This is a genomic window from Kitasatospora sp. NPDC059817, from assembly GCF_042731835.1.
Lineage (GTDB): Bacteria > Actinomycetota > Actinomycetes > Streptomycetales > Streptomycetaceae > Kitasatospora.
In genome coordinates this window covers 17,024-43,675 of the sequence record NZ_JBHWIR010000037.1, presented here as the reverse complement: position 1 = coordinate 43,675, position 26,652 = coordinate 17,024, and the positions used below count along the sequence as shown (strand labels likewise).

At 73.2% G+C, this 26,652-nt stretch carries 21 protein-coding genes and 1 pseudogene; 15 read left to right on the top strand and 7 right to left on the bottom strand.

Annotated elements, in window-relative coordinates; genetic code table 11:
- Positions 1–678 precede the first annotated feature (678 nt).
- A complete protein-coding gene (locus ACFV61_RS11135) occupies positions 679–3,018 on the top strand; it encodes a heavy metal translocating P-type ATPase (RefSeq protein ID WP_380491244.1) in 2,340 nt (779 codons plus the stop codon).
- Entirely contained in the window at positions 3,015–3,533 is a 519-nt protein-coding gene (locus ACFV61_RS11130) for a copper chaperone PCu(A)C (RefSeq protein ID WP_380491241.1), read from the top strand. Before ACFV61_RS11135 ends, ACFV61_RS11130 begins: the two co-directional genes overlap by 4 nt.
- 153 nt (positions 3,534–3,686) lie before the next feature.
- On the opposite strand, the pseudogene ACFV61_RS11125 reads toward ACFV61_RS11130, so the two are convergent.
- From ACFV61_RS11125 to ACFV61_RS11115, 3 genes and pseudogenes are all read right to left on the bottom strand, one after another.
- Positions 3,687–4,086: pseudogene (locus tag ACFV61_RS11125) on the bottom strand (PIN domain nuclease).
- On the bottom strand, positions 4,083–4,241 hold the full coding sequence (locus ACFV61_RS11120) for a type II toxin-antitoxin system VapB family antitoxin (RefSeq protein ID WP_380491238.1): 159 nt from the start codon (positions 4,239–4,241) through the stop codon (positions 4,083–4,085). The pseudogene ACFV61_RS11125 and the gene ACFV61_RS11120 overlap by 4 nt, the downstream one beginning before the upstream one ends.
- Positions 4,242–4,849: 608 nt before the next feature.
- On the bottom strand, positions 4,850–5,722 hold the full coding sequence (locus ACFV61_RS11115; RefSeq protein WP_380491236.1) for a DUF4231 domain-containing protein: 873 nt from the start codon (positions 5,720–5,722) through the stop codon (positions 4,850–4,852).
- Between the two features lie 427 nt (positions 5,723–6,149).
- On the opposite strand from ACFV61_RS11115, the gene ACFV61_RS11110 reads away from it, so the two are divergent.
- Positions 6,150–7,361, top strand: a complete 1,212-nt coding sequence (locus tag ACFV61_RS11110) for an MFS transporter (protein WP_380491234.1) — start codon at positions 6,150–6,152, stop codon at positions 7,359–7,361.
- A gap of 61 nt (positions 7,362–7,422) precedes the next feature.
- Here ACFV61_RS11110 and ACFV61_RS11105 read toward each other — a convergent pair whose 3' ends face one another.
- The 3 genes from ACFV61_RS11105 to ACFV61_RS11095 are packed head-to-tail and all read right to left on the bottom strand — an operon-like array spanning position 7,423 to position 9,164.
- A complete protein-coding gene (locus ACFV61_RS11105; protein WP_380491232.1) occupies positions 7,423–7,854 on the bottom strand; it encodes a hypothetical protein in 432 nt (143 codons plus the stop codon).
- 48 nt (positions 7,855–7,902) lie between these two features.
- Positions 7,903–8,583, bottom strand: a complete 681-nt coding sequence (locus ACFV61_RS11100; protein WP_380491229.1) for a phytanoyl-CoA dioxygenase family protein — start codon at positions 8,581–8,583, stop codon at positions 7,903–7,905.
- Positions 8,584–8,624: 41 nt separating this feature from the next.
- Positions 8,625–9,164, bottom strand: coding sequence for an ATP-binding protein (locus tag ACFV61_RS11095; protein WP_380491227.1), 540 nt, complete (start codon positions 9,162–9,164; stop codon positions 8,625–8,627).
- Between the two features lie 218 nt (positions 9,165–9,382).
- Here ACFV61_RS11095 and ACFV61_RS11090 point away from each other — a divergent pair, with 218 nt between their 5' ends.
- On the top strand, positions 9,383–10,726 hold the full coding sequence (locus ACFV61_RS11090; RefSeq protein WP_380491225.1) for a tetratricopeptide repeat protein: 1,344 nt from the start codon (positions 9,383–9,385) through the stop codon (positions 10,724–10,726).
- Positions 10,727–11,026: 300 nt separating this feature from the next.
- On the opposite strand, the gene ACFV61_RS11085 is transcribed toward ACFV61_RS11090, so the two are convergent.
- Positions 11,027–11,893, bottom strand: a complete 867-nt coding sequence (locus ACFV61_RS11085; RefSeq protein WP_380491224.1) for a universal stress protein — start codon at positions 11,891–11,893, stop codon at positions 11,027–11,029.
- Between the two features lie 339 nt (positions 11,894–12,232).
- Between ACFV61_RS11085 and ACFV61_RS11080 the strand changes: the two genes are divergently transcribed.
- From ACFV61_RS11080 to ACFV61_RS11030, 11 genes are all read left to right on the top strand, one after another.
- On the top strand, positions 12,233–13,930 hold the full coding sequence (locus tag ACFV61_RS11080; protein WP_363373498.1) for a GAF domain-containing sensor histidine kinase: 1,698 nt from the start codon (positions 12,233–12,235) through the stop codon (positions 13,928–13,930).
- A gap of 223 nt (positions 13,931–14,153) precedes the next feature.
- Entirely contained in the window at positions 14,154–15,767 is a 1,614-nt protein-coding gene (locus ACFV61_RS11075) for an amino acid adenylation domain-containing protein (RefSeq protein WP_380491223.1), read from the top strand.
- Positions 15,757–15,999: a phosphopantetheine-binding protein gene (locus ACFV61_RS11070; RefSeq protein WP_380487584.1), complete on the top strand. Its 243-nt coding sequence runs from the start codon at positions 15,757–15,759 to the stop codon at positions 15,997–15,999. The genes ACFV61_RS11075 and ACFV61_RS11070 overlap by 11 nt, the downstream gene beginning before the upstream one ends.
- Entirely contained in the window at positions 15,996–17,411 is a 1,416-nt protein-coding gene (locus tag ACFV61_RS11065; RefSeq protein WP_380491221.1) for a flavin monoamine oxidase family protein, read from the top strand. Before ACFV61_RS11070 ends, ACFV61_RS11065 begins: the two co-directional genes overlap by 4 nt.
- A gap of 103 nt (positions 17,412–17,514) precedes the next feature.
- Positions 17,515–19,314: a class I adenylate-forming enzyme family protein gene (locus ACFV61_RS11060; protein WP_380491218.1), complete on the top strand. Its 1,800-nt coding sequence runs from the start codon at positions 17,515–17,517 to the stop codon at positions 19,312–19,314.
- Between the two features lie 6 nt (positions 19,315–19,320).
- Complete coding sequence (locus ACFV61_RS11055; protein WP_380491215.1) at positions 19,321–20,709, top strand: KamA family radical SAM protein; 1,389 nt, start codon at positions 19,321–19,323, stop codon at positions 20,707–20,709.
- Complete coding sequence (locus tag ACFV61_RS11050) at positions 20,706–21,839, top strand: RimK family alpha-L-glutamate ligase (protein ID WP_380491214.1); 1,134 nt, start codon at positions 20,706–20,708, stop codon at positions 21,837–21,839. Before ACFV61_RS11055 ends, ACFV61_RS11050 begins: the two co-directional genes overlap by 4 nt.
- Positions 21,836–23,065, top strand: coding sequence for a phenylacetate--CoA ligase family protein (locus ACFV61_RS11045; RefSeq protein WP_380491212.1), 1,230 nt, complete (start codon positions 21,836–21,838; stop codon positions 23,063–23,065). Before ACFV61_RS11050 ends, ACFV61_RS11045 begins: the two co-directional genes overlap by 4 nt.
- A complete protein-coding gene (locus ACFV61_RS11040; protein ID WP_380491210.1) occupies positions 23,062–24,369 on the top strand; it encodes an MFS transporter in 1,308 nt (435 codons plus the stop codon). Before ACFV61_RS11045 ends, ACFV61_RS11040 begins: the two co-directional genes overlap by 4 nt.
- A complete protein-coding gene (locus ACFV61_RS11035) occupies positions 24,366–25,358 on the top strand; it encodes an SDR family NAD(P)-dependent oxidoreductase (protein WP_380491207.1) in 993 nt (330 codons plus the stop codon). Before ACFV61_RS11040 ends, ACFV61_RS11035 begins: the two co-directional genes overlap by 4 nt.
- Before the next feature lie 18 nt (positions 25,359–25,376).
- Positions 25,377–26,636 (top strand): phenylacetate--CoA ligase family protein, encoded by a 1,260-nt coding sequence (locus ACFV61_RS11030; RefSeq protein WP_380491205.1) that lies wholly within the window; start codon positions 25,377–25,379, stop codon positions 26,634–26,636.
- Positions 26,637–26,652 lie beyond the last annotated feature (16 nt).

The following is a 26,652-nucleotide window of genomic DNA, read 5'->3' as shown; positions in this document are numbered from 1 at the left end:
CTCGCTCACCCCCCTCTATCAACCTGTCTTTGGTGGTCGGCGTCTCATTTTTTTTATACGAACCCGGCCATACTCCCGGCGGGTTTCACCCCGCCCCCGCCCCCCCGGCGCGGGCCGCCCGGGCCGGGTGCCGGTCTTCGGCACACGAAGGGACCGTATGGCGATCAGATTCGACAGAGGGCGGATTCGCCCGGACCCCGGGCCATGACCCGGGTCACGGGCCGGAACGGCCCCGGGGCCGAACGCGTATGGGCGCCTCCCGGAACCGACCACGGGCACCGGCACCTAGTTGACGGGTAGTAGCCGGGACCCAGCGCATCGGGAGGCGCCGTCCCGGACGTTACCTGGTCACATCGGGTGCGTCATCCGAATTAATCCGGGCCCGGAGCCTGCCGTACGGGTCCCGCCGGGCCCGCGGTGCCAGGGCGCGCCCCACCGGTTCGGACCGTACGGGAACCAACCGCGCCCGCCGTCCGACTGCTGGGGGGTGAGTGCGAAGTCGCCGGGTGTCCGGCCCTTGAGTGTGCTGGCGGGGTTCGCCCTGCTGCTGGTGGTGGTGTTCGTGGTGGCGTATGCGGTGGGACGGCAGGCGGGCCCGGTGTCTCCCGGGCTGACGCCCGGGGGCGGCGCGTCGCCCGGGGCGCCCGGGATGGGCGGGCACGACATGGGCGGGATGCGATGAGCCCGGTCGCGGGGGCCGACGCCGGGGCCCTGGTGAGCACCGATCTGGCGGTCGGCGGGATGACCTGCGCTGCCTGCGTGGGCCGGGTGGAGAAGCGGCTGGCCCGGATCGACGGAGTGACGGCCGGGGTGAACCTGGCGACCGGTCGGGCCCGGGTGCTGCACCCGGCCGGGGTGCCGGTCGCAGAGCTGGTGGCAGCCGTCGAACGGGCGGGATACACCGCCGAGTTGGCGCCCGCAGGGGCGGGCGTCGGGCTGCCGGACGAGGAGCCGGCGGAGCGCCGGCGACTGCTGGTGACGACGCTGCTGGCCGTCCCGGTGGTGGTGCTGTCGATGGTGCCGTCACTGCAGTTCCCCGGCTGGCAGTGGGTCTGCTTCGCGCTGGCCGTCCCAGTGGTGACCTGGGGGTCGGCCGGGTTCCACCGCCGGGCCTGGCAAGGGCTGCGGCACGCGGCGGCCACCATGGACACCCTGGTCAGCCTGGGGGTGGTGGCGTCCTTCGGCTGGTCCGCGTACGCGCTGGTGTTCGGCGGCGCCGGGGAGGTCGGCATGCGGATGCCGTTCTCGCTGACCGCGGACGGCGGCGGCGCGGCGCACGTCTACCTGGAGGCGGCGGTCGGGGTGCCGCTGTTCGTGCTGGCCGGGCGACTGCTGGAGGGCCGAGTGCGGCGGCGCAGCGGCTCCGCGCTGCGGGCACTGGCCGAACTCGGCGCGAAGCAGGTGTGCGTCCGGGACGGCGGGACCGGCGAAGAGCGCCTGGTACCGATCGAACTGCTGCTGCCAGGGCAGGAGTTCGTGGTGCGGCCGGGCGAACGGGTGGCCACCGACGGGGTGGTGGTCGAGGGCGGTTCGGCGCTCGACCTGAGCCTGCTGACCGGGGAGAGCGTGCCGGTGGAGGTCGGCCCCGGGGACGCGGTGGCCGGCGCGACCGTCAACGTCGGCGGCGCACTGGTGGTACGGGCGACGGCCGTCGGCGCCGACACCCAACTCGCCCGGATCACCGCACTGGTGGCGGACGCCCAGGCCGGCAAGGCCCGGGCGCAGCGCCTCGCCGACGCGGTGGCCGGGGTGTTCGTGCCGTGCGTGCTGGCGGGCGCTGTGTGCGTGCTGGGCTTCTGGCTCGGCGCGGGCGCAGCCCCCCAGGCGGCGGTGACGGCGGCGGTCGCGGTCCTGGTGGTCGCCTGCCCGTGCGCCCTGGGCCTGGCCACCCCGACGGCGCTGCTGGCGGCGACCGGGCGGGGCGCGGAGCTGGGCGTGCTGGTGCGCGGCCCGGAGGTGCTGGAGAGCCTGCGCCGGGTCGACACCGTGGTGCTGGACAAGACCGGGACACTGACCACCGGGCGGATGGAACTGGCGACGGTGACGGTCGCCCAGGGCCTCGACGCGGGGCTCGACGAAGGCCGCCGCGAAGGTCTCGACGCGAGGCTCGACGAAGGGCTCGACTCGGGGCTCGACGAGGGTGCGGTGCTGCGGCTGGCCGGCGCGGTGGAACACCGCTCGGAGCACCCGATCGGGCGGGCCGTGGCGGCGGCCGCGCGGGAGCGCTGCGGTCCGCTGCCTGCGGTGGACGCCTTCGCGGCCGCCACCGGGGTCGGGGTGTCCGGGGTGGTCGAGGGCCGGAGCATACGGGTGGTCCGCCCGGACGGCACGGCGCAGCCGCTGCCCGCCGACCTCGCGGACGCGGTCACCGCCGCCTCGGACACCGGCCGCACGGCCGTGGTGGTCGAGCTGGACGGGCGGGCCGCGGCCGTGCTCACCGTCGGCGACACGCTGCGCTCGGGCAGCTGGCGGGCGCTCCACCGGCTGCGCGGGATGGGGCTGGAGACCGTCCTGCTGACCGGCGACGGCCCGGGCGCGGCCCGGGCGGTGGCGCGCGAGCTGGGCATCGAACGGGTGCACGCCGCGGCCTCACCGGAGGGCAAGGCCGCGGTGGTGGCCGAGCTGCGGGGCGCCGGGCGGACGGTCGCGGTGGTCGGCGACGGCGTCAACGACGCGGTGGCACTGGCCTCGGCGGACCTCGGGGTGGCGCTGGCCTCGGGCAGCGACGCCGCGATCGGCGCGGCCGGACTGACCCTGGTGCGCGGCGACATCGAGGCGGTGGTGGACGCCGTCCGGCTGGCCCGACGGACCCTCGGCACGATCCGGGCCAACCTGCTGTGGGCCTTCGGCTACAACGTGGTGCTGATCCCGCTGGCGGCCGTCGGCCTGCTCAACCCGATGCTGGCGGCGGTGGCGATGTCGCTCAGCTCGCTGCTGGTGGTCGGCAACAGCCTGCGGCTGCGCACCTGGCAGCCCGGACGGGGCGCCTCGGCGGCCCGGAAGGGGGCGCGGCGATGAACGGGGCGATGAGCGCGCTCGGACGGCTGCGGGTGGTCGGCCCGCCGGTGGGCGCGGCGGCACTGACGCTGGTGCTGCTGACCGGGTGGACGGCGGTCGGCGGGGCCGGGCGGCCCCGGCCGGTGGAGGCCGGCCCGGGCTGGCTGCTGCTGCCGACGGCAGGCGCGGCCCCGGCCACGGCGGCGTTCTTCACGATCCGCAACCCGGGCGACGTACCGGACGAACTGACGTCCGCCAGCTGGGAGTTCGGCGGCCGGATCACAATCAAGCGACACCTCCACCAGGGCGCCGCAGGCCGCTGGGAGCCGGTGACCGCCCTCCCGATCCCGGGCCGCGGCGAACTGGCAATGGCCCCGGAGGACGCCGACCTGATGATCGCCGACCCCCCGCCCCTACGAGCCGGCCAGTGGGTGGACTTCACCCTCGGCTTCCGCCACAGCCCGGACCTCCACCTCAAGGCCCAAGTCCTCCCCCCGGGCACCCGCCCCCGCCCAACCGAACCGCCGACACCCTGACACTCCCCGCCCGGATCACGCCCCGCCCCCCCGTCGAGGCGCGATCCGGCCCCGCCGATGGCCTGTCGGGCGGAGGAAGAGTTGCGAGATTGCGGTTCGAGCAGGACCAGGGCCCTCTTCCGGCTCCCGGTCCTGGACTGGACCGGGCAGGATTCACTTGCCGCTCTCCGGCCCGTACCACTGGAGGGCCTGTCCGGTGACGTTCGCGATGCACTCGAAGTCGCGGTCCCGGTGCAGGAGGGTCAGGCCTTGCAGTTCGGCTGTGGCCGCGACGATCAGGTCCACGGCTCCGGCGCTGCGATGCTGACCTCGCTTGGTCAGCATGCCCTGGACGTGCCAGGCGCGGTCATCGACCGGCACCCAGCCGCATGTCTTCGATCCACTGCGTGCGGTCGGCTGTTGTCCGCGCGCTGTAGAAGAACTCAAGCTCGGTGATGGGGCAGGTTGCGGCCAAGCCCGCCGCTGCGGCCTGCTCCCAGCCCTACTGCTCGGCGTCGCCGCACATGAAACGCGCGAGCGCGCTGGTGTCGATCAGGAATTGCGCCGCGTTCACCGACGGTAGTTCCTCTTGTCCTCGAAGATCTCCAGGTCGAAGGACCCCGCATCGGCCGCGGCACGCAGCCGCGTGAGGGCGAGCGCTCGCCGTCTATTCTCCAGCACCTCGCGTAGAGCGGTGTTGACCGTCTCCTTCTTGGTGCTGGTGCTCATACCGCACCTGGCGGAGCCGACACTGTTCGACTTCGGCTGGCGTCCGGGCACTTGGCGTTCCAATTTCTACGGGGGATCCGACAAGGGTGGTGCCGCTTTTGACAGTGGGGGAGGGGAAAAGTGCGCACTCAGAACCGGCTCCGGCAGTACTGCTTGGCCCCTCCTTTATCTCCGCGGCCGCTCGCCGTCCCCACGCTCTGCGCTCCGGCTGGCCGTGACCGCGGCGGCTCCGTGTCCGGCGGGCAGGCCCCATTCCACAACATGAAGTTTTGCCTGTTCGACTGCCCCGCGCGTCACTCCCATAGCAGCAAGTGGGGTTGCCCCATGACGCTCCAACCACGCGAGGCGGCGGCGCTGCTCGACTGGGTCTAAGCAGCCCCAAGGTTCTAGAGTGATTCCTGGCGTCGGCATGCCCAGTGCCTTCATCCGGGCGGCGACATCGTGGACGTACGGAAGCTCAGAGGGGGATCGAGCCAGCTCCACCACGCACCAGGCAGTCGTGTACGAAATTGAGCCATGGGCCCTCATTAACCGGCGGGTGCGCCAGTGTTGGATCGGCGAGAGTAGGAAACGTAATTCCTGCCATCCCACTGTGCGCCTTGAGCTCATCAGCTGGCGTGCTCCTCGCTCGCGGAGCTGGATTGCTCAAGCTGCAGCTCCCGCTTCCGCTGCTCCTCTTTCAGGCGCTCGACAAATCGAGCAAACATTCGCAGTCGATCACCCTCGGGGAGAGGGTTGCTCGGGTCGCTTCCGGCATATTCATCGAGCATGAACTGTGATGCGTTATAGTGTTTCTCGATCTCGTCGGCAGTCGACTGCAGGTTGTAGCCGCGCTCCCGGAACTTGAAGTACCCAGTCACGCCTGCCGAAATTCCCACGAAGCCGCTGAGGAAGGCGGTTCCGAACCTCAACGTGACACTGCTTCCGTCGTTCATTGCAGCAAGGGATGACGTCACGATTGACCCGGTGATGATGATCACCTGGAAGAAGTTGTGAACTCGTCGGTTCTTGTTGGCACCCTTCCGATACTGATCGATGATCTCCAGCGACGCTTCGCGGTAAATTCGCAGGCCAGAAGGGGAATCCAGTGGGAGCTGGGCTGCGGCGGTCTGGCGATCCTGCAGCGCATTGCGCAGATCGCCGGACTTGGCAGCGATCTTCTGGCGGTTGGTCCGCAGGAGCCGACCCATAGCGACCCACAGGGCGCTTACGATCGCCAGTCCCACATATCGCACGAACAGCAGCTGCGTATTCCAGAGGCCAATGATCACGGTGTAGCCCAGCAGGAAGGTCAACGCCATCGCGCCGAGCATGCTCAACCAGAAGATCCGCTGAAAGGTGCGAGCCTCTCGAATGTCAACCTCTAGCTGGTCGAACTCCTTGACCGTCCTCCGGTAGTCCTCCTGAGCGCGACACTCCTGCTCTGGCGTCAAACTCGACCGATATTCGAGCAAATCTTGCCCATCCCTGGGAGCGCCCACACTCGCCACCATAGACCCCCATCTTGCACCACTGGATCCACTGAAGGATAGGACACGGATCATTGACAAACAAGAGCAGATTCGTGTGCGGCAAACTTCAATGAAGAATATATCGAAATCAACTTCTGAGGTCGCTGACATATTCGATTCGATGTGAATCAAACGAGGCCCTGCTAGGTGAAAATATTCTTTAGGCATGGCCGGCCCGATCAGCGGGGCCGGTGTGCCGGACAGCCTGCCGGAGTCGGGGCCGAGTGAGGGATGTGGCCGTCGGCGACGGGGTGCCGCGCTCGGGGCGCCTGCTCCGGGTGGGTTTCAAGTTGCCCTAGGGTGTGGGGAGTTCCCGGTGGCGGTTCGCTGCCGGGACTTCGTGCTTCCTGGGGCGGAGTGGATCATGCGGTACGTGCGGTTGCTGCGGCGTGGGCCTGTGCTTCTGCTGTGGGGGGCGCAGACGGCGTCGGTGTTCGGTGACCGGCTGTACGCGATGGCCGTGATGTGGATGGCGTGGGAGCACGCGGGTGCCGGGGCGATGGGGCTGATGGCCGTCGCCGAGTCGTTGCCGTACATCGTGCTGGGGACGGTGGGGCGCCGGATGATGGACCGGTTCGCGTCGTTGCGGGCGCTGGCGGTGGTGGACGCGGTGCGGCTGGTCCTGGTGGCCGCGCTGCCGTGGGCGTGGGCCGAGTTCGGCATGGTGGGACTGATCGCCTCGGCCGCGCTGCTGGGGGTGGGCGGTGCCCTGTTCGATCCGAACCTCGGCGCGATGGTGCCGGATCTGGTCCGGACGGGCGAGGTCCAGGCCGTCAGCGGGTTGATGGACCTGACCGGCCGCATCGCCAGGATCGCCGGGCCCGGGACGGCTGGACTGCTTCTGGCGGTGATGCCGCTGGCCGGGCTGTTCTGGGTGGACGCGGCGACGTTCGCCGTCTCGGCGCTCGCTCTGGTGCTGCTGGCCGCTCGCGTCCGGCCAGCTGCTGTCGTCTCGCAGACGGCGCCGCTGCCGGCTGGGACGCGGCACGGCGCCTGGTCGCTGGTGCGGACCCATCCGGATACCGGGGTGGTGCTGGCTGTGCACGGGATCGGGATCTTCGCCGGGGCGGTGTCGTTGGCGATGCCCGCGCTGCTGGCCGCCCGGCTCGGCGCCGGGGCCTCCGCGTACGCGGCGGTGCTGGCTTGCACAGGCGCGGGTGCTCTGGCCGGGAATCTGGTGGCCGGGAACGTGCGGCTGCCGGTGCCGCTGACGGCGGCGTACTGCGGGGCGTGGGCGGTGTCGGGGCTGGTGCTGGCGGCCGCTGGGCTGGCTGGGTCGTTGCCGGTGCTGCTGGCGCTGTCCGTGCTGTCGGGGGCGGTGTCGCCGTTCTTGCAGATCGCGTTGTCGACGCACTTCGCGTTGTTCCCTCCGGCCGCTCGCAGGCGGCTGCTGACGGTGGACCTGACCGTGATCCGCACCTGTGGGACGGTGTCGATGCTGTTCGTCCCCGGGCTGGCCGCCGCCGGGCCGGGGGCCGCGTTCCTGGGTGGCGGTCTGGCGGTGACGCTGGCCGGCGGGGCGGGTGCCGTGCTGGTGCTGGGCCTGGTGCGAGGGCGCCGGCCGCTGCCGGAGGTCGAGCCGGTGCCGGAGCTGGCGGCCCGCGACTGAGTCCAGGCGTGGACCGGGCCCTGCGGTGCGGGGCCCGGCCGGTGTGCTGGTGGTGCTCGGGTCAGCTGGTGATCAGCTGCCAGTGGGTGACGGTGATGTCCTCCAGCGGGATGCCGAGGTCCTTGTAGATCCGCTGGTGCATGGCGCCGAACCAGGCGTCGCGCCGGTCGTCGAAGAACGCCCGGTCGTACCAGGCGACGCCGAGGAGGACGGTGCCGCCGCCGTTGGGGTTGCCCGGTTCGGCCTCGAAGTAGGTGCACTGCCAGTCCCAGAGCATGAGCTCCTCGGGGCGGTTGCGCAGGCGCTCGTCGGACTCGCGCAGGGACTGGATGCACCGCTCGGCGGTGGCGGCGTCGGGGCAGTAGTAGGTGCAGTCGGACTTGGCGATCGGGGTCTTGTCGGCGCGGCGGGCCGCGTCGGCGTCCTCGCCGGTCAAGACGCGGACCCGGGTCACCAGGCCATCGCGGGTGACGATCTCTTCGAGGATGGTCACGGCGTTGTGCTCCTCTCGGTGGGGTGTTGATCCCTTGGGCGGTGGCTATCAGCCCGTCCCGCTGATCGGGTCGGGGCTGGGGCTCTGGGGGTCGCGGCGGCGGATACCGCCGGGGGCGGCGTAGCGGACGTTCAGGCCGACGCGGGCGCCGTTGCTGGTGTTGGTGCCGGAGCGGTGCAGCAGGCGGCTGTCCATGAGCAGGGCGGACCCGGCCGGCAGGGGCAGTGCGGTCGAGGCGTCGGCGGTGAAGCCGATCGCCTGGTCGGCCCGGCCGCGTTCGGCGTCGTGCTCGGCCTCGGAGGAGAACGGCAGGTAGCCGAACTGGTGCGAGCCGGGTACCGCGTGCAGGCAGCCGTTGCTCACGGTGGCGTCGCTGATTGCCAGCCAGGCGGAGACCGAGCGGTCGGGGTCCAGTTCGAGGCGGGCATCGATGCCGTCCTGGTGCCAGGGAATCTCGAATGCGCGGCCGGGCCACTTCACCACGAGGAACGTGTTCTCCACCGCGATGTCCTGGCCGATGGCTTCCTGGACGGCGGCCAGCAGCTGCGGGGTTCGCACGGCGGCGCGGGCCCACTCGGTATTCAGGTGCGGGTTGCGGACGATCTCCCGCTGCTGGGAGCGGTGTTCGGCGACGAGCTGGGCGGCGCGAGCGCGGGCGGCACCGGGGGTGGACCATTCGACGCCGGTTCGTAGTCCGCGGCGGCCGAGGACGCCGTTGGTCCTGGTCATGCTGATCACTGGTTCTGATCCCTTCCTGACGGGGTTCCTGCCTAGCGGGCCGGAACGGCGGGACGGGTGCTGCCGGGGCAGTGCGGGGCTCGTATCGGCGTCCGGCCACGGCGTTCGAGCGCGTTCAAGGCTGCCTGGACCGCTCGTCGCGGCCCGGCGAGGAGCTGTCGCCGGGTCATCGGCTGTTCGGGCAGGGCCAACTCCGCCCAGACGCGTTTGCCCTGTTCGGTCCGCTCCGCGCCGTGCGCCAGGGCCAGGCATTCGACCAGTTCCAGCCCCCGGCCGCTCTCCGCGTCCGTGCCGGCCTGGCGTCGCCGGGGAAGTGTGATCGAGCCGTCGTAGACCTCGACCAGGGCCCGCCGCAGCGGGACGCTCACGTAGACGGCGACGGTGAGCATCGGCCGGTCGGAATGCCGGACGGCGTTGGTCACGAGCTCGGAGGTGACCGTGTCCAACGCGAGCCGGGAGTCCTCGTCGAGCAGGACGCCCCAGCTGGCGACGCGGCTCCTCACCCGGCGACGGGCGACGGGCACGGAGACCGGATCTCTGGTCAGGAAGAAGACATGGGAATGCACGACCACGGTGGGGCACCCTTCGGCACTGGCCTGGAGAGCGGTACCGGCCACCTGGGGGAATGGACGAGCAGGTGGGCGGTGCCGCCGATCGTGGAGCCGACGCGACCCCGACGTACGGGGCTCTCACTCGGCCTGACAATGAGTCAACAGGTGTGCGCTCGGCGTGAACACGGTAGAGACACCCCGGATGCTTGAAACCCTTGAAACCCGGCCCGGGGGCGGCGATGGCAGCACGCGAACGGACACCCACCGGCAAGCTCGCCCCGCTGGTAGAGGAATGCCGGTGGGCGAGCAACGGCGAGTTCGCCCGAGCGGTCAACCGGGCCGGAACCGAGGCCGGTTACAAGCTGAGGTACGACGAGTCGGCCGTCTCGCACTGGCTCTCGGGCACCCGTCCCATGGCCAAGTACCAGAAAGTGGTCCTGGAGGCCCTGGCCCGCCGCCTGGGGCGGCCGGTCACCGCATTCGAGGCGGGCTTCGCCGATCGACCTGACGTTCAGGCCCAGTCCGGGGATACGGTGGCGGGACTGATCGACCTCGGGAGCATGGACATGGACCCATCGCGCAGGGGCGTACTCGGGGCGGGCCTGTACTCGGTCGCCTTCACCATTCCAGGCCGGCCGGACGTCATCGGGCGATTCGAGCGGCTGAAGGCGGATCCACACACCCGGATCGGCATGGCCGAGGTCGAGGCCGTGATCGCCATGACCGAACGGATCAGTGAGCTGGACGACCAGTTCGGCGGCCGGACCGCCCGCCCGATGGCCGCCGCGTTCATGGTCAACAACATCGCCCCACACCTCAAGGCCACCGCCGACGACGAGGTCCGCAAGGCGATGCTGTCCGCCGCCGCCGACCACCTCTACCTGACCGGCTACATGGCCGTGGACGAACGCCTCGACCTGCTCGGCCAGGCCTACTACACCAAAGCGCTGGAGCTCGCCCTCGCCGCCGGCGACCACCTCACCTACTGCACCACCCTGCGCGGAATGAGCGTCCAAGCGGTCGAACTCGGCCACGGAGCAACCGCGTTGCGGTACGCGAACGCCGCCGCTGCCGCATCACCCGAGGCCGGCCCACGGATGCGCGCCTTCCTCGCCGGACAGCAGGCCCACGCCCTCGCCCAGACCGGTGACCGTGCTGGTGCGGTCGCCATGCTCCGTTCGGCCGAAGTCGCCATGGAACAGGCCGAGTCCAAGGCCAAAGCCCACGGCTCCTACGACCCGGCCTCCCTCTCGTACCACGTCGCCCAGGTCAACTACGAACTCGGCGACCGCGAAGGCGCAATCCGCGCACTCCAGCACTCCGAGAAGGTCCGACCCGCGGTGTACCGCCGGGCCCGCGTCCGTCACCGCGCGATGCTCGCCGAATGGCAGCTCGAAGCCGGCCGGCTGGAGGAAGCCGTCCAGAACTGGAACCTCGCCCTGGACGACTTCCCCCACGTCCAGTCCGGCCGAGCCGACGACCGCATCCGCACCATGCTCTCCGCAACCCAACCGCACCGGCGCAACCCCCACGTCCGCGATCTTCTCGAACGCGCCCGACCGATCACCCCCCACCGGACTTGATCCCCGAAGAAGACCTCACGGTCGTCGTCCTGGCTGTGGTTGGGGCTGGCATCACGACACCTCAGTGACGTCCCCGCCAGGGCCTGGCTTGTGCCTGCCCTCGCGCTCCTGAGCGAGAGCAGGTGCGTGCAGCGGGCGGCAGGGCCGTCATAGGCGCCAACGTGCTCCGATAGGAACGGGTCGGGGCACGTTGGCGCTTTACCCCACGATTGGACGCACGCGCGCCCCCTTCGGGAGGCGGCGCGCGTGTGAAAACCAGTCACGGTGACGGTGTACGCGCCTTCGCGATCGTTCCGTTGGTCAGGGGTGGGGGATGACGGCGACTGGGGACTGGGCGTGGTGGAGGGCGGCGTGGGCGACGCGGCCGAGGCGGGGGCCGAAGTCGAGGGAGCGGTGGCGGCGGCCGACGACCAGGAGGGCGGCGCCGGTGGAGGCTTCGACCAGGCCGCGGGCGGCGCCGAGCCGGACGTCCTCGATCACCGCGGTGTCCGGGTGTCGCTCGCGCTGGCCGGCCAGGGCGAGGGAGAGCAGTTTGGCCTCCAGCGCCTCCAGTTGGGCGATCTCGGTGGGCGGCACGGCCCCGCCGGCGTAGCCGAAGACCGGCGGGAGGTCCCAGCCGTGCACGGCCCGCACCCGGGCGCCGCGCAGGGCGGCCTCCTGGAAGGCGAAGGCGAGCACCTCCTCCTCCGGGGCGTGCGCGTCGACGCCGACCAGCACCTCGGGCACGCCGTCGCCGGCGCCGTCGGGCGCGCCCGGCTCGCGCACCACGACCACCGGCACCGTGCTGCGGGCGGCCGCGGCCATGCCGACCGAGCCGAGCAGCAGCCCGGTGAAGCCGCCGAGGCCGCGCGAGCCGAGCACCAGCAGGGCGGCGTCCGCGGCCGCGGCGACCAGGCCGTCCACCGGCGCGTCCAGGACGGCGTCGGTGTGCACCGCCAGGTCGGGGTGGCGTTCGCGGATCGCGTCGGCGGCCGAGGCCAGGACCCGCTGCGCGGCGGCCGGCAGGTCGTCGGGCTCGGCGAAGGTGGCCACGCCGTCGGTCAGCCACGGCCAGGCGTGCACCAGGCGCAGCGGGGTGCCCCGGAGCACCGCCTCGTCGGCGGCCCAGAGGGCGGCGGTGGTGCTCTCCGGCGAGCCGTCGACCCCGGCCAGGACGGATGGCGTCATGAGGGTTCCTCCACTGTGTCGGCGCTTGGCGGGGCGGCGCGGGGACGGTGTGCGCACTGACGGCCCGTCCGCTCCTCCCCCACCCTGGCGGTCCGCCAGGGCCTCGCGACAGAGGCCGCAGGCCCCTCCGCGACGGGACGAAAGGCCCGCCCGTGGGAGCGTACGGCGCACCCCGGCGTGCGGGGTGCCGACACCCGGGCACTACCGTGAATCCGGCAATCGCCCTGATCGGGCGGCACCTGGCGCCCTCCGGCGGCGGGTGGAGGACGGGCCAGGGCGAGTACGAGGAGGACAGCGGTGGGCGGAGCGGACGGCAGCGCGGCGGGTGGCGGCGCGCGGATGCCCCGGCTGCGCCTGGACGAGCTGCTGGAGGAGCTCCAGTGGCGGATCGACGCGGCGCGCGGCACCCAGAACCGGGTGCACAGCCTGTTGGAGGCGGTGCTCGCGGTCGGCCGGGAGCTGGACCTCGCCCAGGCGCTGCACCGGATCGTCGAGGCCGCCGCCGACCTGGTGGACGCCCGTTACGCCGCGCTCGGGGTGATCGGCCCGGACGGGCACTCGCTGTCGCAGTTCCTGACGGTGGGGATGTCCGAGGAGGAGATCGCCGAGATCGGCCCGCCGCCGTCCGGCCGGGGCATCCTCGGCGAGTTGATCCGCGACCCGCAGCCGCTGCGCTGCCCGGTGCTGTCCGAACACCCGGCCTCGGCGGGCTTCCCGCCGAACCATCCGCCGATGCACACCTTCCTCGGGGTGCCGGTGCGGGTGCACGGCGAGGTGTTCGGGAACCTGTACCTCACCGACAAGCGCGGCGGGCTGGACTTCGACACCGACGACGAGGCGGTGATCTCCACCCTGGCGGTCGCGGCCGGGGTGGCGATCGACAACGCCCGGCTGTACGAGGAGGCGCAGCTGCGCCAGCGCTGGCTGCGGGCCAGCGCGGAGATCAGCCGCAGCCTGCTGTCGGGCGCGCCCCGGCTGGAGGTGGTGGAGCTGATCGCCCGCCGGGCCGGGGAGATCGCCGGCGCCGAGCTGGCCGACGTCTCGGTGGCGCTGGACGGTCCGCAGGAGCGGGCGGAGGAGCTGACGGTGGAGGTCGCGCTGGGTGGCGCGCCGGCCGCGCGGCTGGGGGTGACGGTGCCGGTGGACGGCACGCTGTCGGGCGCCGCGTACGCCTCCGGTTCGCCGGTGACCAGCGACGACCTGGCCTGCGACGCCCGCTACCCGGCGGGCCCGGCGGGGCGCTTCGACGGGCTGGGCCCGGCGGTCGCGGTGCCGCTGGGCACCGGGGCGGGGTACGGGCGGGGCGTGCTGCTGCTGGCCCGCGCGGCCGGGCAGCCGGCCTTCGGGCCGGACGAGACCGGGCCGCTGCTGGGCTTCGCGGACCAGGCGGCGCTGGCCCTGGAGCTGGCCGAGCGGCGGCGCGACGCCGAGCACCTGACGCTGCTGGAGGACCGTGACCGGATCGCCCGGGACCTGCACGACCTGGCGATCCAGCGGCTGTTCGCGACCGGGATGACGTTGCAGAGCGCGGGCCGGCTGATCGACAGCCCGGCCGCCGCCGACCGGGTCGCCCGCGCGGTGGCGGACCTGGACGAGACCATCAAGATCATCCGGTCGACGATCTTCGGGCTGCGCGCCCACAGCGAGCCCGACCGGGGCCTGCGCGCCCGCGCCACCCGCGTCGTCGCCGAGGCACAGGGGACGCTCGGCTTCGCGCCCCGGCTGAGCATGGAGGGCCTGCTGGACACCGACGTGCCGCAGGAACTGGCCGACCACGCGGTGGCCGTCCTCGGCGAGGCGCTCAGCAACGCCGCCCGGCACGCGCGGGCGGGCCGGGTGGAGGTGACGCTGCGGGCGCTCGCCGGGCGGGTGGCCCTGGTGGTGGCCGACGACGGGGTGGGCGTGCCCGAGGGCGGCCGGCGCAGCGGGCTGCGCAACCTCGCCGAGCGGGCCGAGCGGGTGGGCGGCACCTTCACGGTCGAGCCCGCCGAGGGCGGCGGCACCCGGCTCTCCTGGGAGGCCCCGCTCGGCTCCTGACGCGCCGTCACCGGGCTGTCGCCGGGCCTTCGCCCACGCCGCTCCGCGCCCTTGCGCGCGCCGTCCCTACTCGAACGACCGAACGCCCTCGGGCGGGTTCACACGTCGAGCACGCCCCCCTCGAAGAACGCTCTCAACATCCATTGTCGCCACGCATGTTCGACGGTAGAGTCGCCGTTCGCCGAGCACGGATGAGCATTCGACAGCATCATTTGGGGCGGCCATGTCAATTAATCAGGACACCCTCCAGGTCGCTCCCGACCTGATCCACGCGTTCACAAAAATGGCACGCCGCAATCCCCGACACCCCGCGATCGTCCAGCGGGGGCGCACCCTCGACTACGGCCGGCTCGCAGAGCTGGCGAACACCCTGGCCAGGCGCCTGGGACCGGACCCCGGCACGGTCTGCGTGCCGGCCGTCCACACGGCCGAAACGGTGGTCGCACTTCTCGGCGTGCTGACCGCCGGAGGTACGTACTGCCCGATCGATCCGGCATTCCCGGAGGCCCGTCGACACGCCATGGCGACGGCCGCGAACTGCCGCACGGCGATACTCGGCGAAGCCGTCGCGGACCACCAACTCGGCACTCGATTAGTGGAGTTACCCGCCCTCTCGGAATTCCCCGGAGAACCGCCCGGAACCCTTCCGGCGGACCGTTCCGCAAGCGGCCCGGAACATCCGGCCTACATTCTCTTCACGTCGGGTTCGACCGGGCAGCCGAAACCCGTCGCCACTCCCCGCCGGGCCGTCGCGGCCACGGCCCACGCACTGCGCGACCTCTTCCACCTCACCCCCCAGGACCGGGTGCTCCAGTTCGCCTCGCTCAACTGGGACACCTGCTTCGAGGAGATCCTCCCGGCACTCACCGCGGGCGCCACCCTCGTCCTCGACCCCGACACGCACTGCGGATCGTTCCCGCGCTTCCTGCGGATGGTCGAGCGCGAGCGGATCACCGTCCTGGACCTGCCGACCGCCTTCTGGCACGAGCTCGTCCACCACCTCGTCGAAGACCGGGCCGAACTGCCGCCCTGCGTCCGGCTCCTGGTGATCGGCGGGGAGGCCGTCCAGCCCGCCCGGCTGGACGACTGGGCCCGGCTGGACACCGGGCGGATCCGGCTGCTGAACACCTACGGCTGCACCGAGACCACCCAGATCACCCACGCCGTCGACCTGTCCGGACCGCTCGCCCGCGAACCGGTCGGGCCCGGCGCCCACCGCGCACCGGCCGCCCGCACACCGATCGGCCCCGCACCGATCCGCCCCGCACCGATCCGCCCCGCACCGATCGGCCACGCCCTGCCGCACGTCATCGAACGTCTCGGCGGGCAGGGCGAGTTGCTGATCGGCGGGCCGGGCCTCGCGCTCGGCTACCCCGGCCTGCCCGAGGCGACGGCGGCCCGGTTCACCACCGTCGACGGCGAGCGGTACTTCCGCACCGGCGACCGGGTGAGCCGCGGCCCGGACGGCCTGCTCACCCACCAGGGCCGCCTGGACGGCGAATTGAAGGTGCGCGGCGTCCGGGTGGACCCGGCGGAGGTCGAGGCGCACCTCACCGGCCACCCCGAGGTGACCGCGGCCGCCGTCACCGGTGCCACTCTGGCCGACCGCACCACGCTGCTCGCGTACGTCGTGGCACGCCGGCACACCTCCCCGCCGGACCTGGCCCGCGAGTTGCTGTCGTACCTGCGGGCCCGGGTGCCCGGCCACCTCGTGCCCGGGCGGATCACCGTCGTCCCCCGGCTCGTGCACACCCCCAGCGGCAAGGTCGACCGGGCCGGCTGCCACCTGCGCTACGGCGCCCACGACAGGTCGAAGGAGACCTCCGTTGAGCACTGACCTCACCACCCCCGCCACCCCGCAGGACCTGGTGGCCGTCTTCCGGCGCGTGCTGGAACGCGACGACGTGGCGCCCGACTCCGACTTCTTCGACCTCGGCGGCGACTCGCTGATCGCCACCCGGGTGCTGAGCGCCGTCGCGCGCGGCTACGCCGTCGAGCTCACCTTCGACGAGTTCCTGCTCGCGCCCACCCCCACCGCGCTCGCGCGCAGAATCTCGGCCGCGAGATGAACGACCACCCGTCCGACGACGACCCGTTCAACGGCCAGCAGTTCAACGACCAGCAGCCCGCAGGCACCGCCGTCGTGGTCGGCGCCGGACTGGCCGGGCTCACCGCCGCCACCGGGCTGGCGGCGCACGGCTTCGACGTGACCGTCCTGGAGGCCCGGGACCGGGTCGGCGGACGCACCCACGGCATCGAGGCCGCCCCCGACGTCCTGGTCGACGCCGGCGCCGCCTACCTGGGCGACCGGCACACCGAACTCCTCGCCATGATGGACGAGTTGGGGCTCAAGACCACCCCCACCACGATGTCCGGCGCCAGCCGGTTCGCGCTCGGCGGCGACACCGGCGGCGACAGTGGCCCCGGCCCCGACGCCGCGACCCGCGACGGCCGGTTCCCGCCGCTCGACGGCGTCGCGCTCGGCGACCTGTTCGACCGGCTGTCCGAACTCACCGCCGCCGTACGCCCGGAGGCGCCCTGGCTCACCCCGGACGCCGAACGTCTGGACGCCCTGACCGCCGCCGAGTGGGCCGAGCAGCACCTCACCCACCCCGACGCCCGGCTGTTCTTCCCGCTGTTCCTGGGCGAGATGACGGCCGCCGACCCGGCCGACATCTCCGTCCTCCACCTCGCCTTCTACCTGCGCTCTGGCGGCGGCCTGCGCTACCTCAACGCCTTCGCCGGCGGCGCCCAGCAGGACCGGATCGCCGGCGGCGCCCACCAGGTGTGCGAGCGGCTGGCCGAGCGCCTGGGCCGCCGGGTACGGCTGGGCGAGCCGGTCCGGGCCGTCCAGCAGGACGCCGACGCCGTCACCGTGCACACCGACCGCGGCGAACACCGCGCGGACGTCGCCGTCATGGCGCTGCCGCCGCTGCTCGCCGACGCGATCGACTACCGGCCCGGCCTGCCGGTGCGCCGGGCCGGCGAGCGCACCGCGCGCGGCTGCGCGGTCAAGGTCCACCTGGTCTACCCGGCGCCGCTGTGGCGCGACCACGGCCTGTCCGGCTGGTCGGTCAACGCCCGGGGGCCGCTGCTCTCCACCGTGGACGACTCCCCCGCCGAGGCCGGCATCGGCGTCCTGACCGGCTTCGTCACCGGCGCCGAGGCGCACCGCTTCGCCGCCCTCACCCCGCGGCAGCAACGCGCGGCGGCCGTCGGGCAGGCCGCGCAGCTCTTCCCGATGCTCCCCGAGCCGACCGCCTGCCACGTCACCGATTGGCTCAACGACCCATTCAGCCAGGGCTGTTACGCCGCCCTGCTGGGGCCCGGCGACTGGCCGCGGCTCGGCCCGGCGCTGACCGCGCCGCACCACCGGGTGCACTGGGCCGGCACCGAGACCAGCACCGCGTACTTCGGGCTGATGGAGGGCGCGATCCGCTCCGGCCACCGGGTCGTCGCCGACATCCTCGCCCGCGCCTGAAACCAGCGCCCGACGCCCGCACACCCGCCTTCCCCCCGCCTTTCCCCCTCCCCGGAGCCGGTTCCACGAGAACCCGCGCCCGGTACCCCCTCGGGAGACCCCCATGAGCGACCGCAGTTCCATCGCGCCCCTCGCCGTCAGACAGCGGCTGATGACCGAACCCGCCCTGGGCGCTGGCAACTTCCTCGACCACGCCCTCGCGGCCAACCCGCACCGTGCCGTCCCGTCCGTCTTCACCCACCGCACCGACCACCGCGGCGAGGTCGTGCTGCGCGGCCACAGCCTGCTCGACCTGGCCGCGCTGCGCGACCGTTACGCCGCCTGGTACCACGCCAACGGGGTGCGCCCCGGCGAGCCGGTGGGCGTCGTGGTCGGCGAGGGCCTGGAGCCGCTGCTGCACTTCCTCGCGCTGACCTCGCTGGGCGCCGTCCCCGCGCTGGTCAACGACGCGATGCGGCACGACGTGCTGGTCCGCTACCTGGACCACGTCGGCGTGGTCGGCGTGGTCGCCGACGACCCCACCCGGCTGGCCGCCGCCTACCGCGAGGACCCGGGCCGCCGCCCGCGCTTCCTCGCCCTGGCCGCCGAGGTGCAGGCCTTCGACGCCGACGCCGTCGAGCTGCCCGCCGGCCACCCGTACCGGCACGCCCCGGACGACGTGGTGGCGCTGATCCACTCCTCCGGCACCACCGGCACCCCCAAGTCCACGATGCTGGCGCACCGCCAGTTCTGGGACGGCAAGCAGCCACGCATGGAGCGCTTCCCCGCCGAGCCGTACGACCGGCTGATGTCGCTGATGCCGCACACCCACGCCGGCGGACTCAGCTACTTCCTCACCGCGACCCTGCTCGGCCTGCCCACCGTGGTGATGTCCGACTGGCGGCGCGCCGTCGTCGAGCCGGTGATGGAGGCCTTCCAGCCGACCATGGTCGCCTCCTTCCCCCGGACCTTCGTCGAGCTGGCCACCGGCGACCTCCCGGTCCGCGGCGCGGCCCGGGTGCACTCCTGGTTCAACACCGGCGACAGCGCGCACCACGGGCACATCCGCCGCCTGGTGACGCTCGGCGAGCGGCCGGCCGGGCTGATCCGCCCCTGGCTGCTGCCGCAGGACCTCGCCGACCAACCCGCGCTGCCCGGTTCGCAGTTCGTCGACGGCCTGGGCTCCTCCGAGATGGGCATGGCGCTCTTCGGCCAGGTGACCACCCCGGAGAGCGCCCGCGACGACCGCTGCGTCGGCAGGCCGCTGGAGGTGGTCCTGAAGGCCGCCGTGCTCGACCAGGACGGCACCGAACTCCCGGACGGCACGGTCGGGTTGCTCGGCGTGGTCAGCCCCTCCCGGACCCCGGGCTACTGGCACGACCGGCGGCTGACCGAGAGCTTCGAGCTGGCCGGCTACTGGCTCACCGGCGACGTCGCCCGCCGCGCGTCCGACGGCCGGTTCTACCACCTCGACCGCACGGTGGACGTCATCGACACCGCCGACGGCCCGGTCTACAGCCTGCCGATCGAGGAGGTGCTGCTCGCCGACTGCGCCGACCTGGTGCAGGACTGCTCGGTGGTCGGCGTCCCCGGGGCGGTCGGCGAGGGCCAACGCCCGGTCGCCGTCGTCCGGTTGCAGGCCGGGGCCGGAGGGGCCGCCGGGGCCGGCGCCGAGGAGGTGCAGGACGCGGCGAACAAGGCGCTGGCCGCGGCCGGGCTGGCCGCGCTCGCCGCCGTCCGGATCGCCCGCACGCCGCAGGACTTCCCGCTCGGGCCGACCGGCAAGGTGCTCAAGCGCGAGCTGCGCACCCGCTTCGCCGGCCTCTTCACCGACCCCCAAGCCGACCCCCAAGCCGACCCGCGAACCGAGCCCCGAACCGGCACCCAGGCCGGCCCCTCCACCGCCCCCTCCGCCGGCCAGTAGCCGGCCATGGACCACCCCGTGATCCGCCAGCCGTACACGTACGCGCGGACGGCGCTGGTCGAGCCGGACTGGCGGCGGCTGCCGGGCTGGCGCCACGTCACCGAGGCGCAGTGGCGCGACGCCCAGTGGCAGCGGGCCCACTCGGTGAAGACCGCCCGGCAGCTGCGGGCCGTCGTCGGCGACCGGCTCACCGACCACTTCTACCAGGAACTCGCCGCCGACCAGGCCGGGTTCGCCACCATGCCGATGCTGCTGCCGCCACAGCTGCTGAACACCATGGCCCCGGACGCCCCGGCCGACCCGCAGGCCTTCACCGAGGCGTTCCTGGCCGACCCGGTGCGCCGCTACATGCTGCCGGTGCGCACCGACCGGCACCCGCACTGGCCCAGCCACCCCCGGGCCGAACGGGACTCGCTGCACGAGGCGGACATGTGGGCCGTCGAAGGTCTGACGCACCGTTATCCCACCAAGGTGCTGGCCGAGTTGACCGCCACCTGCCCGCAGTACTGCGGCCAGTGCACCCGGATGGACCTGGTCGGCACCTCGACACCCCAGGTGGCAAAGACCCGGCTGCTGCTGCGCCCCGCCGACCGGCAGGAGCAGATGCTCGACTACCTCAAGCGCACCCCCGCCGTGCGCGACGTGGTGCTGTCCGGCGGCGACCTCGCCAACGTCCCCTGGCCCCGGCTGGAGTCCTTCCTGCTGCGGCTGCTGGACCTCGGCACCGTCCGGGACATCCGGCTGGCCAGCAAGGCCGTGGTCGGCCTGCCCCAGCACTGGTTGCAGCCGCAGTTGCTGGACGGCCTGGCCCGGGTCGCCGAACTGGCCGCCCGCCGCGCGGTCAACCTGGCCGTGCACACCCACGCCAACCACGTGCGCTCGGTCACCCCGCTGGTCGCCGAGGCGGCCCGGGCCCTGCTGGACGCGGGTGTGCGGGACGTCCGCAACCAGGGCGTGCTGATGCGGGGCGTCAACGACACCCCCGAGGACCTGCTCGACCTGTGCTTCGCCCTCCAGGGCGAGGCGAACATCCTGCCGTACTACTTCTACCTCTGCGACGTGATCCCGGGCGCCGAACACTGGCGGACGCCGCTGCACCAGGCGCAGCGCCTCCAGGAGGCGATCATGGGCTACCTGCCCGGCTACGCGACCCCGCGCCTGGTCTGCGACGTCCCGCACGTCGGCAAGCGCTGGGTGCACCAGGCGGTGGCCTACGACCGCGAGCTCGGCATCTCGTACTGGACCAAGAACTACCGCACCGGCCTGGAGAGCGGCGACGGCGGCCAGGACGCCCCGCTCGACCGGCGCCACCCCTACTACGACCCGGTGGACACCCTCCCGGAGACCGGCCGCCGCTGGTGGTCCGGGCCGTCCACCGCACGAGGAGCGCGATGAGCACCCCCGACCCGAGCCCCGGCCCGAGCCCTGCCCCGAGCCCCTCCCCTCCCCGGGACGGCGAACTGCGCCGCCTGTGCTGGATCTTCCCCGACCGGGAGTCCTCCCGGATGGCCGCGATGTGGCACGGCTTCTTCTGGGACCTCTACGCCGAGAGCGCCGCCGACCTCGGCCTGCGCTGGACCAGGCACGCCCCGGAGGCCGTCACGGTGGACGCCACCGGGCCCGGCCGCCCCCGGGTCTACGTGGACGACGAGCCGGTCACCCCCGAGGACACCCTGTTCATCACCGCGCTCTACTCGCTGCCGTACCAGTCGATGGACGTCTTCAACCAGTACGCGCTGTACGCGGTGCTCGAACAGGCCGGGTTCTACCTGCCCTTCCCGCCGCAGGTCTCGCTGATCGGCAACGACAAGCTGGCCACCCTGCTGTTCCTGGGCGGCTCCCCGGTGCCGACCATCCCGACGGTGCGGATCGGCACCGGCCGGGACATCAGCAAGCACGGCTACGAGGTGGGCCTGCGGAACATGACCTACCCCGCGATCGTCAAACCCGCCGGCTGGTGCGGCGGCGGCGGGATCAACCTGGCCCGCGGCCCCGAGGACGTCCGGGGCCTGGCCAGCCTCGCCCAGGGCGGCGACACCACGCTGGTGGTCCAGCCCTACCTGGGCGACGGCACGATCGACTACCGGGTGTACGTCGTCGACGGTGAGCCGTACGCGGTGATGAAGCGGACCCCGGAGCCCGGCTCCCCGGTCGCCAACGCCAGCCGGGGCGGCGCCATGGAGTTCCCCCCGGTGCCGCCCGAACTCGCCGCCGCCACCGCCTGGTTCGCCGAGCGGCTGCCGATCCCGTTCTTCTGCGTCGACTTCCTGTACGACGGCGAGCGGTACTGGTTCTCCGAACTGGAACCGGACGGCGTGATCGCCCCCGACCTCACCGACCCGGACCGCACCCTCCAACGGGACGTCACCCGCGCCCGCTTCGCCGCCTACCGCGACGGCCATGCCAAGTGGCTCGCGGACGGCGCCCGCCCGCTCACCCTCGACCCCGCCCGAAGCCCCGCCCCCAGCCCCGCCCCCAGCCCCTCCCACACCCAATCCCTCGACCCCCGGACGGACTCCCGATGACCGCCTCCTTCTCCCTGCCCCCCGAGACCGCCGTGCCCCGCCTGCACGTGGCCCGGCGCACCCTGGAGCGGCTGCGCAGCGTCCCCGCCCTGGCCCCGCGCTACGCCAGCCACGTCAACGTCCATACCCTCGACCGGCTCGCCACGCTCCCGCCCCTGGCCAAGGACGACCTCAACACCGCCCTCGCCCACCTGGAGCCCGCCGCCGACCAGGCCGCCACCTGGCTGTTCCAGAGCGGCGGCAGCACCGGCGCCCCCCAGGTCGGCTACGCCCCCACCGGCTTCTACATGGCCGGCGTGCACGCCCACTGGCAGCCGCTCGACCGGACGGACGTCTTCGTCAACGCCTGGGGCGCCGGCCGGATGTGGGGCGCGCACTTCCTCGCCGCCGCGCTCGCCGACCTCTCCGGCTGCCGGATCATCGCGCTCGGCTCGGTCGCCGCCGAGGAGTACGGCGACTGGCTGGCCTTCCTGGTCGCGCGCCGGGTGACGGCCATCGGCGGGACGCCCAGCGTGCTGCGGCTCTGGTTCGCGCACGCCCGCGCCGCCGGCATCCGACTCCCCTCCCTGCGCAAGGTGTTGTGGCTCGGCGAGGCCTGGCAGCCCCAACTCGCCGAGGACCTCGCCGTGGTGGCGCCCGAGGCGCGGCGCTGGGGCATGTTCGGCAGCACCGAGACCTGGGTGGTGGCCACCAACACCCCCGACTGCCCGGCCGACACCTTCCACCCGCTGCCCGACCAGCTGGTCCACGCCGACGCCGAAGGCCTGCTCGACTTCACCACCCTCAACCCCGAGATGCTCAACCCCGTGCTGCGCTACCGCACCGGCGACGCGGGCGAGTTGACCGACTGCCCGTGCGGGAGGCCGGGCCCGGCGATGCGGGTGCTGGGCCGGCGCGACAGCGTCGTCCAGGTCCGCGGCCTCGGGCTGGACGTGGCCGAGCTGATCGCCCGGGCCGAGCGCGAACCGGGCGTGGCCCGGGCCCAGGTGGTGCTGACCGAACAGCGCGGCCGGGCCACCGGGGTGGAGGTGCTGCTGCTCACCGGCGGGACGGGCGCCGCGCCCGACGCCGAGCGGCTGCGCAAGGAGCTGTTCGCCGCCACCTTCACGCTCAGCACCGCCTTCCAGCACGACCCGGAGTCCTTCCGGGTGCGGCCGGTCGAGGAGCTGATCAGCAACGGCCGCACCGGCAAGACCGCCGGGCTGGTCCTGCGGGAGGGCGCGTGAAGTCCGACCCGGCGGGAGGCGGGGCGGCGCCCGTCCGGCCGGCGCCGCTGGGCCGGGGCTTCGACCTGTTCTGGGCCGGGCAGACCGTCAGCCTGGTCGGCGACAAGGTCACCGTGTTCGTCGTCCCGACCCTGATGATCTTCGTCCTGCACGCCTCCGCCCTCCAGGTCGGCGTGGTGGCGATGGCCCAGTACCTCGGCATCCCGCTGCTCGGGCCGGTCGCCGGAGTGCTGGTCGACCGCTGGGACAAGCGCCGCACCATGCTCGGCTGCGACCTCGTCCGGCTGGCGGCGGTGGCGGCGATCCCGCTCGCGTACTGGCTCGACGTGCTGTCCACCCCGCTGCTGTTCGGCTGCGTGGCGGTGATCAGCGGCGCGACGATCTTCTTCAACGTCGGCTACCTGGTCGCCGTCCCCGCCGTGGTGCCCGAGGACGGCATGGTCCGCGCGTACTCCCGGCTGGAGGGCAGCGGCTCGGTCGCCGAGGTCGCCGGCCCCTCCATCGCCGCCGCCCTGTACAGCGCGCTCGGGGTGGCCGCCCTGCTGGTCGACGCGGCCAGCTACCTGGTCTCGGCCGTCTGCTTCCGGTACATGAGCCCGTGGGGCGAGCGGACGGTCGAGGACGGCTCGATCCGGGAGCGGCTGACCCTCGGCTTCCGGCTCAACTGGGCGGACCCGGTGCTGCGCCGGGTGGTGCTGGCGGCCGTCACGCTCAACTGCGGCGGGCCGGTCTTCGTCACCGTCCTGCCCGTCCTCGCCTACCGGGGCCTGGGCGTGACGGTCGGCGCCTTCGGCGCGGCCATGTCGGTGGCCGCGCTCGGCGCGCTGGTCGGCGCCCTCGTCGCCCCGCGGCTCAGCCGGCGGTTCGGCCTGGGGCGGACGATGGCCTGGTCGCTGCTGCTGCACTGCCTGGCCGGCCTCGGCCTGCTCGCCGCGCCCGCACTGCCGCCCGGGCCGGTGATCGCGGTGACCATGGGCTGCTACGGATTCTTCATGTCCTGCATCAACGTGTGCAGCGCGCCCACCCGGCAGGCCCGGATGACCGCCCGCAACCAGGGCGTCATGCACGCCGCCTTCCGGACCGTCACCTGGGGCGTGATCCCGCTCGCCGCGCTGGTCGGCGGCCTGGCCGTCACCCTGCTCACCGGCCCGCTGGGCATCCTGGACGCGGCCCGGGCGGTGATGGCGGGCGGCACCCTGCTGGCCGCCTGCTCCTTCCTCCCCGCCCTCGGCCTCCAGCCGCTGCTGGACGCCGCCGGGCGCGAGGCCGCCGCCCCCGGGGAACTCGCGGAGAGCGCGTCGTGAGCGACGCGAACGCCGGGAACGCCGGGAACGCCGTGCGCAATGTGAACGCCGACGGCAAGGTCCTGCTGATCACCGGGACGTCCTCCGGCATCGGCCTGGCCACCGCCGTCGCGGCGGCCCGGGCCGGGTACCGCACGGTGGCCACCCTGCGCGAACCCGGCCGCGCCGGGGAGCTCCGGCGGGCCGCCGAGGCCGCCGGCGTCACCGTGGACGTCCGCCGCCTCGACGTCACCGACCCCGGCTCGGTCGCCGCCTGCCTGGACGGCGTGGCCCGGACGTACGGGCGGCTGGACGCCGTGGTCAACAACGCGGGCGTCTCCAACTCCGACCCGACCCTGGAGATGTCCACCGACGCGGCGCTGCGGGCCAACCTGGAGGTCAACTTCTTCGGGGTGGCCGCCGTCAGCCGGGCCGCGCTGCCGCTGCTGCGGGCCGCCGCAGGCCGCCTGGTCGCCGTCGGCAGCGTGCACGGCGTGGTCGGCCAGCCGTTCAACGAGGCCTACTGCGCCGCCAAGTTCGCCGTCGAGGGGTTCCTGGAGGCGCTCGCCCCGGTCGCGGCGGCGCACGGCGTCCAGGTCTCGGTGGTCGTGCCCGGCTACGTCCCGGACACCCGGTTCGGGGTCTTCCCGGACATCGACCGCGGCACCATCCAGGCCGCCTCCGGCCCGTACGCGCCCACCTTCGCCGGCTACCTGGACTGGGTCGGCGGCCAGGGCTGGGAGTCGGCCGGCCAGCCCGCCCGGGAGGTCGCCGAGGTCGTCGTACGGACCCTGCTCGCCGACCGGCCGCCCTTCCGGGTGCCCGCCAACCAGTGGGCCGCCGACTACCTGGCCGCCAAACTCGCCGACCCGGACGGCTCCACCGTCCAGTCCCTCGCCCGGACCTGGCTCGGGCAGCCCGACGCACGCCGCGAAGCACGCCTCGAAACACGAGCCGAAGCACGAGTCGAAACACCCGCCGAAGCACCCCCCGCAGCACCCTCCTCCTGAACAAGGGACCCGACCACCATGCCCGCCAAGCCCCTGGCCGAGCTGATCGCCTTCGCCCGCGCCAACTCGCCGTTCTACGCCGAGCTGTACCGCGACCTGCCCCCCGCCGCCGAGCGCCTCGACCAGCTCCCCGTCATCGACCAGGCCGCCTTCTGGGCCGCCAACACCTGGCCCGACAACCGCGTCCTGACCGGCCCGCTCAGCGACGCCGGCATCTACAAGACCGGCGGCACCACCGGCGTCCCCAAGTTCTCGCCCTGGACCCGCACCGAGCACGCCGACTCGGTCACCGCCTTCGGCGCCGGACTCGTCCGGGCCGGCCTGCGGCCCGGGCACCGGGTCGCCAACCTGTTCACGGCCGGCGAACTCTACGGCGGCTTCCTCTACATCGAGGGCGCCCTGCACCACGCACCCGTGGACAACGTCCGCCTGGGCGTCGGCGGCGCCGCCCCCGACCCGTACATCGCCGACCTCATCACCGGTTTCGGCGTCCACGTGCTGGCCGGCGAGCCGATGAAGCTCAGCGCCGTCGCCGAGTGCCTGGTCCAGCGCGGGGAGACGGCCGACGGGGTCGAACTGCTGCTGTTCGGCGGCGATCTGCTCTTCGCCGACCTGCGGCCGATCCTCGCCCGGGCCTTCCCCCACGCCGCCGTCGCCTCCGTCGGCTACGCCTCCAACGACGCCGGGCTGGTCGGCTCGCCCGTCCCCGGCGACGACGTCCGGGTGCACGAGGCCTTCCCGCACCGCACGGTGGTGGAGCTCGTCGACGACGTCACCGGCAAGACGATCACCACGCCCGGCACTCCCGGCCGGGTCGTCGTCACCAACCTGTTCCGCACCCTGATGCCGATCCTGCGCTACCCGACCGGCGACCGCGCCGAGTGGACCGACGCCCGCTGCCGCCGCTTCCGCCTGCTCGGCCGCTCCACCGAGGGCGCCCGGGTCGGCACCGTCGCCATGCCCACCGAGGAGATCCGGGCCGTCCTGCTCGCCGCCGACCCGGAGCGCCACATCACCGGCATGCAGCTCGTGCAGCGCCGCTGGGCCGGGCGCGACGGCCTGATCCTGCGCCTCGGCTACACCGGGCAGCGGCCGGCCCCCGAACTCGCCGACCGGCTCGTCGAGGCCGTGTACACGGCCCGGCCGCTCTACCCCGACGAGGTCGCGCTGGGCAGCATCCACGACCTCGCGGTCGAGTGGGTGCCGCGCTCCGAACTGGTCACCAACCCGCGCACCGGCAAGCTCCAGCAGGTACTGGACGAGCGTCCGCAGTCCTGACCGGGCGGTGATGGCA

Excerpts from the sequence above, each read along its gene's own strand:
- ACFV61_RS11050 (WP_380491214.1), top strand. The coding sequence starts at position 20,706 with ATGAGCACCCCCGACCCGAGCCCCGGCCCGAGCCCTGCCCCGAGCCCC.
- ACFV61_RS11065 (WP_380491221.1), top strand. The coding sequence starts at position 15,996 with ATGAACGACCACCCGTCCGACGACGACCCGTTCAACGGCCAGCAGTTC.
- ACFV61_RS11090 (WP_380491225.1), top strand. The coding sequence starts at position 9,383 with ATGGCAGCACGCGAACGGACACCCACCGGCAAGCTCGCCCCGCTGGTA.
- ACFV61_RS11055 (WP_380491215.1), top strand. The coding sequence starts at position 19,321 with ATGGACCACCCCGTGATCCGCCAGCCGTACACGTACGCGCGGACGGCG.
- ACFV61_RS11100 (WP_380491229.1), bottom strand. The coding sequence starts at position 8,583 with ATGACCAGGACCAACGGCGTCCTCGGCCGCCGCGGACTACGAACCGGC.
- ACFV61_RS11120 (WP_380491238.1), bottom strand. The coding sequence starts at position 4,241 with ATGAGCACCAGCACCAAGAAGGAGACGGTCAACACCGCTCTACGCGAG.
- ACFV61_RS11060 (WP_380491218.1), top strand. The coding sequence starts at position 17,515 with ATGAGCGACCGCAGTTCCATCGCGCCCCTCGCCGTCAGACAGCGGCTG.
- ACFV61_RS11135 (WP_380491244.1), top strand. The coding sequence starts at position 679 with ATGAGCCCGGTCGCGGGGGCCGACGCCGGGGCCCTGGTGAGCACCGAT.
- ACFV61_RS11075 (WP_380491223.1), top strand. The coding sequence starts at position 14,154 with ATGTCAATTAATCAGGACACCCTCCAGGTCGCTCCCGACCTGATCCAC.
- ACFV61_RS11030 (WP_380491205.1), top strand. The coding sequence starts at position 25,377 with ATGCCCGCCAAGCCCCTGGCCGAGCTGATCGCCTTCGCCCGCGCCAAC.
- ACFV61_RS11085 (WP_380491224.1), bottom strand. The coding sequence starts at position 11,893 with ATGACGCCATCCGTCCTGGCCGGGGTCGACGGCTCGCCGGAGAGCACC.
- ACFV61_RS11130 (WP_380491241.1), top strand. The coding sequence starts at position 3,015 with ATGAACGGGGCGATGAGCGCGCTCGGACGGCTGCGGGTGGTCGGCCCG.
- ACFV61_RS11045 (WP_380491212.1), top strand. The coding sequence starts at position 21,836 with ATGACCGCCTCCTTCTCCCTGCCCCCCGAGACCGCCGTGCCCCGCCTG.
- ACFV61_RS11080 (WP_363373498.1), top strand. The coding sequence starts at position 12,233 with ATGCCCCGGCTGCGCCTGGACGAGCTGCTGGAGGAGCTCCAGTGGCGG.